The 13,961-nt window shown below is 68.3% G+C and carries 11 protein-coding genes and 2 tRNA genes; 4 read left to right on the top strand and 9 right to left on the bottom strand.

Features of this window, described 5'->3' with window-relative positions; all coding sequences use genetic code 11:
* Nucleotides 1-364: 364 nt before the first annotated feature.
* The 6 genes from ACGF0J_RS37355 to ACGF0J_RS37330 all read right to left on the bottom strand — a co-directional run bounded on the left by ACGF0J_RS37355 (nucleotide 365) and on the right by ACGF0J_RS37330 (nucleotide 8,870).
* Nucleotides 365-2,938: a valine--tRNA ligase gene (locus ACGF0J_RS37355; RefSeq protein WP_393153905.1), complete on the bottom strand. Its 2,574-nt coding sequence runs from the start codon at nucleotides 2,936-2,938 to the stop codon at nucleotides 365-367.
* 108 nt (nucleotides 2,939-3,046) lie between these two features.
* Complete coding sequence (clpX, locus tag ACGF0J_RS37350; protein ID WP_185087248.1) at nucleotides 3,047-4,330, bottom strand: ATP-dependent Clp protease ATP-binding subunit ClpX; 1,284 nt, start codon at nucleotides 4,328-4,330, stop codon at nucleotides 3,047-3,049.
* Nucleotides 4,331-4,504: 174 nt separating this feature from the next.
* Nucleotides 4,505-5,128 carry an ATP-dependent Clp protease proteolytic subunit gene (locus ACGF0J_RS37345; RefSeq protein ID WP_101787334.1) on the bottom strand — a complete coding sequence of 208 codons (624 nt, stop codon included), beginning with the start codon at nucleotides 5,126-5,128 and terminating at the stop codon, nucleotides 4,505-4,507.
* 11 nt (nucleotides 5,129-5,139) lie between these two features.
* Nucleotides 5,140-5,772, bottom strand: a complete 633-nt coding sequence (locus ACGF0J_RS37340) for a ClpP family protease (protein ID WP_101787333.1) — start codon at nucleotides 5,770-5,772, stop codon at nucleotides 5,140-5,142.
* 670 nt (nucleotides 5,773-6,442) lie between these two features.
* Nucleotides 6,443-7,837: a trigger factor gene (gene tig / locus ACGF0J_RS37335; RefSeq protein ID WP_393153903.1), complete on the bottom strand. Its 1,395-nt coding sequence runs from the start codon at nucleotides 7,835-7,837 to the stop codon at nucleotides 6,443-6,445.
* A 166-nt stretch (nucleotides 7,838-8,003) separates the two neighbouring features.
* Complete coding sequence (locus ACGF0J_RS37330) at nucleotides 8,004-8,870, bottom strand: helix-turn-helix domain-containing protein (protein ID WP_393153901.1); 867 nt, start codon at nucleotides 8,868-8,870, stop codon at nucleotides 8,004-8,006.
* Between the two features lie 246 nt (nucleotides 8,871-9,116).
* Between ACGF0J_RS37330 and ACGF0J_RS37325 the strand changes: the two genes are divergently transcribed.
* On the top strand, nucleotides 9,117-9,578 hold the full coding sequence (locus ACGF0J_RS37325) for an ATP-binding protein (protein ID WP_393153899.1): 462 nt from the start codon (nucleotides 9,117-9,119) through the stop codon (nucleotides 9,576-9,578).
* Nucleotides 9,579-9,929: 351 nt separating this feature from the next.
* On the opposite strand, the gene ACGF0J_RS37320 is transcribed toward ACGF0J_RS37325, so the two are convergent.
* A tRNA-Pro gene (locus ACGF0J_RS37320) sits at nucleotides 9,930-10,006 on the bottom strand.
* 89 nt (nucleotides 10,007-10,095) lie between these two features.
* On the opposite strand from ACGF0J_RS37320, the gene ACGF0J_RS37315 reads away from it, so the two are divergent.
* Nucleotides 10,096-10,166, top strand: a tRNA-Gly gene (locus ACGF0J_RS37315).
* A gap of 630 nt (nucleotides 10,167-10,796) precedes the next feature.
* Here ACGF0J_RS37315 and ACGF0J_RS37310 read toward each other — a convergent pair.
* Nucleotides 10,797-11,183, bottom strand: coding sequence for a hypothetical protein (locus ACGF0J_RS37310; protein ID WP_393153897.1), 387 nt, complete (start codon nucleotides 11,181-11,183; stop codon nucleotides 10,797-10,799).
* A gap of 594 nt (nucleotides 11,184-11,777) precedes the next feature.
* Between ACGF0J_RS37310 and ACGF0J_RS37305 the strand changes: the two genes are divergently transcribed.
* A complete protein-coding gene (locus ACGF0J_RS37305; protein ID WP_393153895.1) occupies nucleotides 11,778-12,407 on the top strand; it encodes a uridine kinase in 630 nt (209 codons plus the stop codon).
* A gap of 46 nt (nucleotides 12,408-12,453) precedes the next feature.
* Nucleotides 12,454-13,767, top strand: a complete 1,314-nt coding sequence (locus ACGF0J_RS37300) for a TrpB-like pyridoxal phosphate-dependent enzyme (protein ID WP_393153893.1) — start codon at nucleotides 12,454-12,456, stop codon at nucleotides 13,765-13,767.
* Between the two features lie 66 nt (nucleotides 13,768-13,833).
* Here the strand turns inward: ACGF0J_RS37300 and ACGF0J_RS37295 are convergent, their stop codons facing one another.
* Nucleotides 13,834-13,911, bottom strand: coding sequence for a 50S ribosomal protein bL37 (locus ACGF0J_RS37295; protein ID WP_372513659.1), 78 nt, complete (start codon nucleotides 13,909-13,911; stop codon nucleotides 13,834-13,836).
* Nucleotides 13,912-13,961: the final 50 nt, after the last annotated feature.

Here is a 13,961-nt window from a genome sequence, read left to right as displayed (position 1 = left end):
AATGACGGGGTTGTGCATCATGCACTGGCTTTTAACACACTGTTGAGTTCTCAAGAAACGGACGCGTACTCCCCAGAACCTCAGGAAGGCGCACATTTCATGTCGTCCATTTTAGCAGATCGGGGCGACTCTTGTCAAATCACCCGATCCCGGGCTATTCCGGACCTGCCTCGCTTTGAGGCAACTCCACGAACTTACCCGAACATTTGGTCCTTGTCCACTTGTGCAGGTGGACGAGCTCCGAAGATCGGATCTGTCTGTGGGAGTCGAGGGCCAACCGGCCCCGCGTGGAAAACTGTAGCAGCCCCCGCGGGGTCCGCAGTCCGTCTTCGGTAACGAATGAGCATTCCCTGTACGGGGCGGCTCAAACGCCGAGAGCGGCCACCTGCGCTTCGAGCCGCTCGATGTCGGCCGCCGCCTGGTCGGCCCGGGCCCTCACCTTGGTGACCACATCCGCCGGCGCCTTCGCCATGAACTGCTCGTTGCCCAGCTTGGCGGCCACCTGAGCGGCCTCCTTGCGCGCGGCCGCCAGGTCCTTCTCCAGCCGCTTGCGCTCGGCGGCCACGTCGATGGCGCCCGCCGTGTCGATCTCGACGGTCACCCCGCCCACGACCAACCGCGCCGTCGCGGAGAACGCCTCCGTAGGCTCCGTCAGGCGAAGCAGGGAACGCACCGCCCCCTCGTGCCCGGCCAGCGTGGTGCCGGCCAGGGCGAGCCTCGCCGCGACCTTCTGGCCGGGCTTGAGCCCCTGATCCGACCGGAACCTGCGAACCTCCGTCACCAGCTCCTGCAGGGCCGCGATCTCCGCCTCGGCAGCGGGGTCGACATGGCGCGCGTCAGGCACCGGCCAGGCCGCCACGACGATCGACTCCCGGCCCGTGACGGCCCGCCACAGCTCCTCCGTGACGAACGGCACCAGCGGGTGCAACAGCCGTAGCAGGGCGTCCAGCACGTGACCGAGGACCAGCCGGGTGTGCTCCAGGCCCTCCCCCAGTTGGATCTTGGCCAGCTCGAGGTACCAGTCGCACACCTCGTCCCAGGCAAAGTGGTAGAGCAGGTCGGACGCCTTGGCGAACTCGAACTCCTCCAGAGCCGCGTCTGCCGCGGAGATGACGCTCTGCAACCGGGACAGGATCCACCGGTCCGCCGCCGTCAACTCGAGCCCGTCGAGCGAGCCGACCGTCGCGCCGTTCATCAGCGCGAAGCGGGTGGCGTTCCAGATCTTGTTGCAGAAATTGCGCGACCCGGCGGCCCACTCCTCGCTGACCGCCACGTCGGCACCGGGGTTGGCGCCGCGCAGCAGGGTGAAGCGGGTCGCGTCGGCGCCGTAGCGCTCGATCCAGTCGAGCGGGTCGACCACGTTGCCGAACGACTTGGACATCTTCTTGCCGAACTGGTCGCGGACCATGCCGTGCAAGGCGACGACGCGGAACGGCGGCTCACCGTCCATCGCGTACAGCCCGAACATCATCATCCGGGCCACCCAGAAGAACAGGATGTCGTAGCCGGTCACCAGCACCGAAGTCGGATAGAACCGCGCCAGCTCCGGCGTCGGCTCCGGCCAGCCCAGTGTGGAGAACGGCCACAGCCCCGAGGAGAACCAGGTGTCGAGGACGTCGGGGTCCTGCGCGTAGCCGGCAGGAGGCGTCTCGTCGGGCCCGACACAGACGACCTCGCCGCCCGGCCCGTACCAGACGGGGATGCGGTGGCCCCACCACAGCTGCCGCGAGATGCACCAGTCGTGCATGTCGTCGACCCAGTCGAAGTAGCGCTTGGCCAGCTCCGGCGGGTGGATGCGGGTGCGCCCGTCACGGACGGCGTCGCCCGCGGCCTTGGCCAGCGGAGCCACGTTGACGAACCACTGCAGCGAAAGCCGCGGCTCGACCACGGTCTTGCACCGGGAGCAGTGACCGACCGAGTGCAGATAGGGGCGCTTCTCGGCCACGATGAGGCCCTCGGCGCGGAGCGCGGCGATCACGGCGGGCCGCGCCTCGAAACGGTCGAGCCCCTGGAACGGCCCGTGCGCGGTGATGACGCCACGCTCGTCCATGACCGTCAGCGACGGCAGGGAGTGCCGCCGGCCGATCTCGAAGTCGTTGGGATCGTGGGCGGGGGTGACCTTGACCGCACCGGTGCCGAACGCCGGATCGACATGCTCGTCGGCGACCACGGGAATCATGCGCCCGGTGAGCGGCACCTCCACGAGGGTGCCGATCAGGTGGGCGTAACGCTCGTCGGAGGGGTGGACGGCGACGGCCGTGTCGCCGAGCATGGTCTCGGCGCGGGTGGTCGCGACCACGATCTCGTCGGAGTAGCGGATCGAGACGAGCTCGCCCTCGTCCTCGCTGTGCTCGACCTCGATGTCGGACAGCGCGGTCAGACAGCGGGGGCACCAGTTGATGATGCGCTCGGCGCGGTAGATGAGCCCGTCGTCGAAAAGCCGCTTGAAGATGGTGTGGACCGCCCGGGACAGCCCTTCGTCCATGGTGAAGCGCTCGCGCTGCCAGTCGACGCCGTCGCCGAGCTTGCGCATCTGGCCGAGGATCTTGCCACCCGACTCCTCCTTCCATTCCCACACGCGCTGGACGAACGCCTCACGGCCCAGGTCGTGGCGGGACAGGCCCTGCTTGGCGAGCTCGCGCTCCACGACGTTCTGGGTGGCGATGCCGGCGTGGTCCATGCCGGGCAGCCAGAGAGTCTCGCGGCCCTGCATGCGGGCGCGGCGGGTGAGCGCGTCCTGGATGGAGTGGTCGAGGGCGTGGCCGATGTGCAGGACGCCTGTCACGTTCGGCGGGGGGAGGACGATGCTGAACGGCGCGCGCGAGCTGCCGGCGTCGGCGTGGAAGTAGCCGGCGGAGTCCCATCGCTCGTAGCTCCGGGTCTCGACGTCGGCCGGGGTGTACTGGGTAGGCAGCTCTGGCGTTGTCACAGTGACCAATTCTAGGGACGCCGACAAGCGGAACGCCCCACGATCGTCACCGTGGGGCGTCTGCTTCGCGGGCTCGGGCCCTTGCGGGCGCGGAGCCGCGCCGGGAGCAGCTAGGGGTCAGGCCGACTTCTCGCGCGGCGTGCGCTGCTGCTTGACGGCGAGCTGGTCGCGCGGCACGAGGGTGGGGATGGCGTGCTCCAGCACCGACTCGCGGGTGATGACGACCCGGGCGACGTCCTTGCGGGAGGGCACCTCGTACATGACGGACTGGAGCACCTCCTCCAGAATGGCGCGCAGGCCGCGCGCGCCGGTGCCGCGCAAAATGGCCTGGTCGGCGATGGCCTCGAGTGCGTCGTCGGTGAACTCCAGCTCCACGCCGTCGAGCTCCAGCAGCTTGCGGTACTGCTTGACCAGCGCGTTGCGCGGCTCGGTGAGGATCTGGACGAGCGCCTCGCGGTCGAGGTTGTGCACCGAGGTGATGACCGGGAGCCGGCCGACGAACTCGGGGATCATGCCGAACTTCAGCAGGTCCTCGGGCATCACGTCGGAGAAGATGTCGACGGTGTCGACCTCCTCCTTGGACCGGATGATGGCGTTGAAGCCGATGCCCTTCTTGCCGACCCTGGACTCGATGATCTTCTCCAGGCCGGCGAACGCGCCGCCGCAGATGAACAGCACGTTGGTGGTGTCGATCTGGATGAACTCCTGGTGCGGGTGCTTACGGCCGCCCTGCGGGGGGACGCTCGCGGTCGTGCCTTCCAGGATCTTCAGCAGTGCCTGCTGGACGCCTTCGCCGGAGACGTCGCGGGTGATCGACGGGTTTTCGCTCTTGCGGGCGATCTTGTCGACCTCGTCGATGTAGATGATGCCGGTCTCGGCCTTCTTGACGTCGTAGTCGGCGGCCTGGATCAGCTTGAGCAGGATGTTCTCGACGTCCTCGCCGACGTAGCCGGCCTCGGTGAGGGCGGTGGCGTCGGCGATGGCGAAGGGCACGTTGAGCATCTTCGCCAGCGTCTGCGCGAGCAGCGTCTTGCCCGAGCCGGTCGGGCCCAGCAGCAGGATGTTGCTCTTGGCCAGCTCAAGGCCGTCGTCTCTGCCCCGGTCGCCGGACTGCACCCGCTTGTAGTGGTTGTAGACCGCCACCGAGAGCGCCTTCTTCGCCTTGTCCTGACCGATGACGTAGGCGTCGAGGAACTCGTAGATCTCCCTCGGCTTGGGCAGGTTGTCCCACTTGAGCTCGGAGGACTCGGAGAGCTCCTCCTCGATGATCTCGTTGCAGAGATCGATGCACTCATCACAGATGTAGACGCCTGGACCGGCAATGAGCTTCTTGACTTGCTTCTGACTCTTCCCGCAGAAAGAGCATTTCAGCAGGTCTCCCCCGTCGCCGATGCGTGCCACCCCAGATACTCCTTTGCGTGGGACCGCCCTGCTGCCGCGATCCGTGTCCTCCGGACCCGGTCCGAACCGCTCAGGTTTCGACGTTACCGTCTTCTGGGCCCTCAGTGAGCCCCCTGGCGGCGAGTCGCACCGGAACGTGCCCTCTGGGGCAGCGCTCCGGTGCGTCACATCTCGTCAGGAAGCAACCGCCTGAGCACGCTTCTTCCGCGACGGGATGATGTCGTCGATCAGACCATACGCCTTCGCCTCGTCCGCGTTGAGAATTTTGTCGCGTTCGATGTCCTTGCGGACCTCAGCGGCGGACTTGCCAGAGTGCTTCGCCACGATCTCCTCGAGGAGCGTGCGCATGCGAAGGATCTCGCGGGCCTGGATCTCGATGTCGCTCCCCTGGCCGCCACCCTCGGTGGAGGGCTGGTGGATCAGGACCCGGGCGTTGGGGAGCGCGAACCGCTTGCCCGGGGTGCCGCCGGCCAGCAGCACGGCCGCCGCGGAGGCGGCCTGGCCGAGGCAGACGGTCTGGATCTCCGGCCGGACGAACTGCATCGTGTCGTAGATCGCCGTCATGGCCGTGAAGGAGCCACCCGGCGAGTTGATGTAGATGCTGATGTCACGGTCGGGGTCGAGCGACTCCAGCGTCAGCAACTGGGCCATGACGTCGTTGGCCGACGCGTCGTCGATCTGCACTCCGAGGAAGATGATGCGGTCCTCGAAGAGCTTGTTGTACGGGTTCATCTCCTTCACGCCGTAGGACGTGCGCTCGACGAAGGAGGGGAGAACGTAGCGGCTTTCGATGTTCACTTCAGCTCCCCCTAGGAGACGGGGCCCTGCGAGGGCACCTGCCGCGCGCTGCGCACGACGTGGTCGATGAAGCCGTAGTCCTTGGCCTCGTCGGCCGTGAACCAGCGGTCACGGTCGGAGTCGGCCTCGATCTGCTCGAGCGGCTGCCCGGTGTGGAAGGCGATCCGCTCGGCCAAGGTCTTCTTCACGTAGAGCATCTGCTCGGCCTGGATGGCGATGTCGGCGGCGGTGCCGCCGATGCCGCCCGAGGGCTGGTGCATCATGACCCGCGCGTGCGGCAGGCCGTAGCGCTTGCCCTTGGTGCCCGCGGTGAGCAGGAACTGCCCCATCGAGGCCGCCATGCCCATCACGACCGTGGAGACGTCGTTGGGGACGTATTCCATCATGTCGTAGATCGCCATGCCGGCGCTCACCGAACCACCGGGCGAGTTGATGTAGAGCGTGATGTCGCGGTCGGGGTCGTCGGCCGCGAGGAGCAGCAGCTCCGCGCAGATGCGGTTGGCGATCTCGTCGTTGACCTCCTGCCCGAGCACGATGATGCGCTCACGCAGCAGGCGCTGGTAGAGCTGGTCCTCAAGCCGGAAGGACGAGCCGTTCTCACGGCCTCGCGACTCAGGCTGATAGAAGGTCGGCGGGCTGGTCACAGCGTCACCTTCCGATGCGTCGTAATCGATTGGCTTTGCTTGTGACCTTAACGCGCGCCGCCCACAGGTCATGCCCGGTCCGCAGACTGTTCGCTTTCGGCGCAGGTGGGGGTCAGGCCTCGCCCGCGGCCCTACGGCGCTCCTCCACGTCGAGCTCGTGCTCCAGCCTGCGCATCGTGTCGGCCCCGATGGCGCCTGGTGGTGGGGCCGGCGCAGCTTGTCGCGCTGAACCCGGACGAGCTGCCTGCACAGGGGCTCCGTGGGCGTGACTCGGGGTCGGCGTCGTCGGGCGCGTCGTCGGACCCCTGGTCGTCCAGGAGCGTCCTGACGCGGTCCAGGCGCAGGTGCAGGAGCTGCCGGAAGACGTCCGCCATGCGGTCGTCGGCCTCCCCGCCGGAGGAAAGCTCGTCCAGCCGGGCCGGCGGGGCCTCCAGGAGGGCCTCACAGGCGCTCGCCTCCTGCTGCACCGCCTCCCGCGTCTCCCCACCCCAAGCCGGCGCAGCAGCGAGGCAGGGTGCCCCTGGGCTCAGAGCGTCACCAGCACCACCCAGGCGGCCAGGAAGATGAGCAGGGCCCGAATCGAGACGTCGAGCGGGATGGACCACAGCGGAGGCCCGGAAATGGACAAAACCCCCAATCCATAGTGGATCGGGGGTTTCGCTCAGGCCGGTCAGGCCTCGGGCTTGTCCTCGGCGGGCTTGTCGCCGGACTCCTCGGCCGGCTCCTCGACGACCTCCTCGCCGTTGATCTCGGCGTAGATGGCCTTGAGGTCGACCTCGTTGCCCTCGCTGTCGACGACCTTGGCGGCGTCGCCGAGCACGGACTTGGCCTTGTCACGCACGATCTCGACCATGGCGAGCGTCAACTGGTCGTTGTCGGCCAGGTGCTGGGCCAGCTGGTTGGGCTGGACGCCCATCTCCATGGCGCGGCGGACGACGAAGTTGGTCAGCTCCTGCTCCGAGACGCCCAGCTCCTCGGCCTTGACGATCTTGTCGAGGACGAAGCCGACCTTGATGGCCTTGACGGAGCTGGCCTCGAACTCGGCGAAGCGCTCCTCCTCCGTCGTCTGGTAGAGGCGGAAGAAGGCGTCGCGGCTCAGACCGCTCTCGGCCACCTGGTGCTCAAGGTTGTGCTTGCGGGCGTCGACCTCGGCCTTGAGCGCGCTCTCGGGGATCGGGATGTCGATCTTCTCGAGAAGCGTGTCGAGGGCCTTGTCACGGGCCTGGACGACCTGGTCGATCAGCTTGTTGCGGCGGGACGTCTCGCGGATGCTGGCCTTGAGCTCCTCCAGCGTGTCGAACTCGCTGGCGAGCTGCGCGAACTCGTCGTCGAGCTCGGGCAGGACCTTCTCCTTGACCGACTTGACGTTGATGATCACGTCGGCCTGCTCACCGGCGTTCTCGCCGCCGACGAGCTCGGTGCCGAAGCTCTTCTCCTCGCCCGCGGACATGCCACGCAGGGCGTCGTCGAGGCCCTGGAGCACGGAGCCGGCGCCCACCTCGTAGGAGACCTCGTTGGCCTGCTGCTCCTCGATGTTCTTGCCGTCGATCTCGGCGCGCAGGTCCATCACGACGAAGTCGCCGTCGGCGGCCGGGCGCTCGACGCCCGTCAGCGTGGCGAAGCGCTGGCGAAGCGCGTCGAGCTGCTTGTCGACGTCGGCCTCGGAGACCTCGGCGGAATCGACGGTGATCTCGACGCCCTGGTAGTCGGGGACGTCGAAGTTGGGTCGGATGTCGACCTCGGCCGTGAACTCGATCTGCTCGCCGTCGTCGATCTTGGTGACCTCGATGTCCGGCTGGCTGACCGGGAACACGTCGACCTCGTCGACGGCCTGGCCGTAGAGCTTGGGCACCGCGTCGTTGAGGGTCTCCTCCAGCACCACCGCCCGGCCGAAGCGCTGCTCGATGATGCGGGCCGGGACCTTGCCAGGGCGGAACCCGGGGACGCGCACCTGCTGCGCGACCTTCTTGTACGCCGCATCCATGCTCGGGCGCAGCTCGTCGAACGGCACCTCGACAGTGAGCTTCACCCGAGTCGGGCTGAGCTCCTCGACAGCGGTCTTCACGGGGTGGTCTCCTTGATCAAGCTTCGAGTGATCGCGGGCGCGTCCATTCGGTACGGCTCACGCGCCGCGCCCACATGAGGCGCTGAGGCATGCTCCGCCGCGGCGGGATCCGAGCGCCGATGGCCAGTCTAGGGCAGATGCGTACCCGACAGCGACGCCACGACGCTCAGAACTCGTCGGCGATGGTACGCAGCAGCTGGACCGTCTCGTCCGGGGTGGTGCTCACGGCGCACAGCCGTTCCATCACCACCGTGTATTTATCCACATCCTCACGCTTGTCCAGATACAGTGCGCTGGCCAGCTGCTCGACGTACACCACGTCCGGCAACTCGCGGTCGGGGAAGCGCAGGATGCTGAAGGCGCCGCCCTCGGCGCTGTGCCCGCCGAAGCTGAACGGCATGATCTGGATGGTGATGTTGGGCTGGCGCATGAGGTCGGCCAGGTGCTCCAACTGGGCGCGCATGACCTCGGCGCCGCCGATGGGCCGCCGCAGCGCCGCCTCGTCGATGACCGCCCAGAAGAACGGGCCGTCAGGCCGGTCGAGGACACGCTGGCGCTCCAGGCGCAGATCGACCCGGCGGGCGATCTCGTCGGAGGAGATTCCGGCCGAGCCGGCGGTGACGACCGCGCGGGCGTACTCCTTCGTCTGCAGCAGGCCCGGGACGAACTGGACCTCGTACGTCCTGATGCGCGCCGCGGCCTCCTCCAGGCCGACGTACGCCTGGAACCACGTCGGCAGCACGTCGTTGAACCGGTGCCACCAGCCGGGTTCGTTGGCCTTGCCCACCAGGGCGATGACGGCCTCGCGCGCCTGCTCGTCGACGACTCCGTAGAGCGTGAGGAGGTCGGAGACGTCGCGCTCCTTGAAGCCGACGCGGCCGAGCTCCATCCGGCTGATCTTGGACTCCGACCCTCTGATGAGGTGGCCCGCCTCCTCGCGGGTGACGCCCTTCGCCTCCCTGAGCCGGCGCAGTTGGGAGCCCAGGAGAATGCGCAGCGCCGTAGGGCCGGAACCCGGCTGGTTCTGCGTCACTCTTCCTCCTATCGCGGTCCGCACACACAGTGACACCACACCGACGTGTATGACAAGGTCTCAACCACGTGTCCGAAACGGATACCCCGGCCCGTAACCGATCATGCGACTGCACATTGCAGGTGCACGTGCATTTGGGTCTTGCAGCGGCGTGGAGTCGTGTCCCATGATGGACTAGTGCATTTTGGCCATACATGCACCAAATCGACGGCTGCGGGAGGTATCGGCGGGATGGTGGAGGACCCCTTGGCCACTGCCGACTGCCTGCAGATCACCCGCGAGGTGGGCTTCGACCACCTGCTGACGGCTGACCAGCCGTACACCACCTCCTATCCCCTGCCCTTCCAGGCCGACTCGGTCAAGACGGCACGGGACGTCACCCGTTCGACGCTGGCCGGCTGGGGCCTGACCGAGCTGAGCGACGACGCCGCACTGGTGGTCTCCGAATTGGTGACGAACGCGGTCCGGTACGCGATGTACGCCGGCCACCGGCGAGGCATCGAACTCCTGCTGATGCGAGTCTCCCCGCACGTGCTGCTGGCCGTGGCCGACCCGAGCGACGAGATGCCGACCCCGAAAGAGCCGGACTTCGTCTCCGAGAACGGGCGCGGCCTTTACATCGTGGAGACGTACAGCCAGCGCTGGGGCTGGGACCCGCTGGACAGCGGCGGCAAGGCCGTCTGGGCCCTGTTCCACGCCGGCCCCTGACAACGCCGGAGCCCCGGCGGAACGACGGCCACTCCCCGACTCGCAGGGGGTGGCCTCTTTGCTTGCCCGGCACCGCCCCATGAGCCCGGTCAGCCGGGGCGAGAGGACTGGGACCCGCGACCGGAGTGACGGCGACCTCAGACACACCTCACAGCTCGCCAGGAGGAGGGTCGCCGTGTCGACGCCGGAGCCGAAACCGTGTCACCGCCGCGGTGGAGGACCTGGCTCGGCGTTCGGCCGCCCTTCACCTCCGAGAAGAAGTTCGGGCCCGCCACGGCGGCCGTCCCTCGCAGCGCGGAGCCGTACGAAAGAGCAGAGGGGCCGTGCCCGGATCGGACGCGGCCCCCTGGCTGGTCGGGGCGACAGGATTTGAACCTGCGACTTCTTGCTCCCAAAGCAAGCGCGCTGCCAAGCTGCGCCACGCCCCGCCTCGCCGGGTGCGCACGCGCTCCGCAACTCCGGTACGCTTACGCCCTGACGACCGGATGAAGTCTAGACCAGACTTCGACCAGTTCGTGCGGACGTAGCTCAATGGTAGAGCCCTAGTCTTCCAAACTAGCTACGCGGGTTCGATTCCCGTCGTCCGCTCTCATGACGAAAGGCCAGGTCACCCGAGGTAGGGGACCTGGCCTTTCGCGAACTCCGGTTGAGTTGCTCGATCTTGCGTGCCCGCTACGTGCCCGATCCCATACTCTCGCGCTGCCGCTCCGCGCTCATCAGCGCCTGGCCGAGCGCCCGCGCAATCGCGTGGTCGCGTTCCTGTGAGGCGTGCTGGTAGATCAGGGCCGCCTCAGGGCCGCCCGAGACGAGGAGTGGCCCATGCGGGTCATCTACTCGCGCAGGCTCGCGCCCGTGGCGGTGGCAAGGGTGTTCCCGCGTGCCGGAGGTCATGGAAGTGGACGTTCGGAAGACCCACATCGGCCTGCACCTTCGGCCAGATGCGCCCGGAAGGTCGAGCGCCGCAGGCCGCCCTTGGGGCCGACGAAGACGTAACCCCAGTCCCCGGTTCGGTGTACTGGTCGAGATGCGTACGGAGAGGTCGTCGTCGTGCCCTACCGGACCGGGTAGGCGTCCTCCAGCTCGTGACGGTCGGCCGGAAGCACCATCTCCCCAGCGGCCGGCCGGACGCGTCCCGTACCGCGCTGAACACCGCACGCGGACGCGCGCCGCAGAAGTCCGTGGAGCACCGAGTTCATACACACAGCATCGGGCTACGCCTCACGCGTTACGCTCGGACCATTCGGCTACGTTCTGTATCGGCCCCAGCAGCCTTTCCGCGATCCGGGTCTTCGTCGCGCGGTCCAAGCTCTCAGGCAGCCGATCAAAAGTGGTCGGCAGGACATCCAGCAGCGAGAAAACTTGCTGACCGTCCCGCAGAGCCAGCAGCAGCATGCAGCGCCAATGCGGCGAGAGCTCCGGCCGATGGTGCAGGCGATGAACCAACGCCGGCCACAAGTAGTGAGTCGCTCCCGGATCAGCATGCTCGGCCAGCCATCCGGCCCCGTGCTGACGATTGAGGTCGCACACCCTCGCCTCGTCATCAAGATGAATGAGCTCGGCCGTATTGACGGCCTTGATGGTGCGAGGAATCTCCGAGGACGCCATGGCACAAGTATCCATAGATCAGGGTTCGCAGGAACGCCTCCGGCGGGGGCGCTCCGGCTCCAACATGACACCATGCCGTCCGCCAGGGCCGGGGGGTGCCTGAGATGGAAACCTGATCATCTCTCCCCACCATCGACCCGAGGCAAGCCGAGCAGCCGAGGGCCACCTGGCCAGGTCGTTCCTCCGGTCGGGGGCTCCGCCTTGCCCCGTGGCCCTGGCCCGTTTCCCCTTCGGGCGGGTCGACGGCAGACGGGATGATCAGGTGGAAGGTGTGTGCGTCCGCACGGGGATGTGGCCGCGGATATTTGTGGCGCCCTTCGCCATGCTGGCGGTCGTCTTCATCCAGCCGGATTATGACCCCTGGATGTCTGATGCGAGTCCCTCGCTCCACCTCTTCCTGGCGTCCCTGCGGCGACCGGCTTCATGCTCACGGCCCTGCTCTGTACTCTGCTCTTCGGGAAGAACGCGGGCTCGCCGGCAGCGGACGCAGCGAAGGGGGACTCCGTCGTCTGACGGTACGTCTCAGCGGTCTTCGTGACATCGTGTGCAAGCACCGCGGCAGGTCGCCGGGGAGCGCGCAGTAGACTCGGGGCGATGCGCGTACGACCGATCTCACCAGCGTTGCTGGTGCGGGAGGTGGCTGAGCGGATCGACGCTCGGCCGCGTACGGGATGGGTGCGGGTCGCCGTCGACGGCGCGCCGCCCAGCCGGCCAGGGTGGCTGGCCGACGAGCTGGTGGCGCCGTTGAAGCTGCGCGGCCGCCCCGTCGTGCGGGTGTCCGCCGCCGACTTTCTGCGGCCGGCCTCGCTGCGGCTGGAGCACGGCCGGACCGACCCCGACGTGTTCTACGACGACTGGCTCGACGTCGGCGGCCTGCGCAGGGAGGTTCTGGACCCGCTCGGGCCCGGCGGCTCGGGCCGGGTGCTGCCGGCGTTGTGGGACAGCGTGGCCGACCGGGCCTACCGGCTGCCGCACCAGGAGTTGCCGGAGGGCGGGGTGCTGCTGCTGGACGGAACGCTGTTGCTGGGCAGGGGGCTGCCGTTCGAGGTGAGCGTCCACCTGTGGCTGTCGGAGGCGGCACTGGCGCGCGGGACCGGCGAGGACGAGCGGTGGCGGCTGCCCGCCTACGCCCGCTACGAGCGCGAGGCGCGCCCCCGACGGGTGGCCGACATCGTGGTCCGCGCCGACCGGCCCGGCCACCCGGCGCTCCAGGTGAGTGGTTGACGGCCACTCGCTTGGAACGCGCCAATCTCCGGCGCAGACTGGTGCGATGACGCTTCCCAGCCACTGGTACAACATCGTCCCCGACCTGCCCGCCGCGCCTCCGCCGCCACTGCATCCCGGCACGCGGCAGCCCGTGGGCCCCGACGACCTCGCACCGCTGTTTCCGATGGAGCTCATCGAGCAGGAGGTGAGCACCGAGCGGTTCGTCGCCGTCCCGCAGGAGGTGCTCGACGTCTACCGGATGTGGCGGCCGACGCCGCTGCTGCGGGCCCGCCGGCTGGAGCGGGCGCTCGACACGCCCGCCCGGATCTACTACAAGTACGAGGGCGGCTCCCCCGCCGGGTCGCACAAACCCAACACCGCCGTCCCGCAGGCCTATTACAACGCCCGCGCGGGGGTGCGCAAGCTGACCACCGAGACCGGCGCCGGGCAGTGGGGCAGCGCGCTGGCCTTCGCGTGCTCGCAGTTCGGCCTGGAATGCGAGGTCTGGATGGTCCGGGCCTCCTACGACCAGAAGCCCTACCGGCGCTCGCTCATGCACGTCTACGGCGCCACGGTGCACGCCAGCCCCTCGTCGGTGACCCGGGCGGGCGGCAAGGTGCTGGCCGACGACCCCGGCTCGACCGGCAGCCTCGGCATCGCCATCAGTGAGGCGGTCGAGGTGGCCGCGGGGGGCGCGGACGTGCGCTACGCGCTCGGCTCGGTGCTCAACCACGTGCTGCTGCACCAGACGGTGATCGGAGAGGAGGCGCTCGGGCAGTTGGAGGAGATGCCCGATGTGATCATCGGGTGCACTGGCGGCGGCTCCAACTTCGGCGGCCTGGTCTTCCCCTTCCTGCGCGAGAAGCTGGCGGGGCGGATCGACCCGGTGATCCGCGCGGTCGAGCCTGCGGCCTGCCCGACGTTCACCAGGGGCGTCTACGCCTACGATTTCGGCGACACCGCGGGGTTCACGCCGCTGCTGAAGATGCACACGCTGGGCCACGACTTCGTGCCCGACCCGATCCACGCGGGCGGCCTGCGCTACCACGGCATGTCGCCGCTGCTGTCGCACATGTACGAGCTGGGCATGTTCGAGGCGGTCAGCAAGTCGCAGTCCGAGTGCTTCGAGGCGGGCGTGCGGTTCGCCCGCACGGAGGGCATCCTGCCCGCGCCCGAGCCGACGCACGCGCTGGCCGAGACCATCGCCGAGGCCCTGCGCTGCAAGGAGACGGGCGAGCCGAAGGTGATCCTGACCGCGCTGTGCGGTCATGGCCACTTCGACCTGGCCGCCTATGACCGCTACCTGTTGGGCGCGATGGAGGACTTCGCGCTGCCGCAGGCGCGTATCGACGACGCGCTCGCCGGGCTTCCCACCTGACCTGCCGAAGGGCGCGACGGCGCGCCCGCGGTGGACGGGAGGTGGCCGCCGCGGGCGCGTACGCGATCAGCGCGCCGTGGGGCGCTTGCCGTGGTTGGCCTTCTTCTTCTTGCGGGCCCTGCCCTTGCGCGCGCGCCTTGCCATGGCATCTCCTCGCCGGTCGGGTGCGTCTTTCCAACGTCTCTCGTCTCCGG

The sequence above is a fragment of the Nonomuraea sp. NPDC047897 genome (genome assembly GCF_043204415.1).
Taxonomy (GTDB): domain Bacteria; phylum Actinomycetota; class Actinomycetes; order Streptosporangiales; family Streptosporangiaceae; genus Nonomuraea.
The sequence above is the reverse complement of the archived record's forward strand: the minus strand, read 5'-3'. Positions and strand labels throughout refer to the sequence as shown.

What these genes read in the sequence shown, in the direction of transcription:
- ACGF0J_RS37310 (WP_393153897.1), bottom strand. Translation starts at nt 11,183, where the DNA reads ATGGCGTCCTCGGAGATTCCTCGCACCATCAAGGCCGTCAATACGGCC.
- ACGF0J_RS37305 (WP_393153895.1), top strand. Translation starts at nt 11,778, where the DNA reads ATGCGCGTACGACCGATCTCACCAGCGTTGCTGGTGCGGGAGGTGGCT.
- ACGF0J_RS37300 (WP_393153893.1), top strand. Translation starts at nt 12,454, where the DNA reads ATGACGCTTCCCAGCCACTGGTACAACATCGTCCCCGACCTGCCCGCC.
- ACGF0J_RS37295 (WP_372513659.1), bottom strand. Translation starts at nt 13,911, where the DNA reads ATGGCAAGGCGCGCGCGCAAGGGCAGGGCCCGCAAGAAGAAGAAGGCC.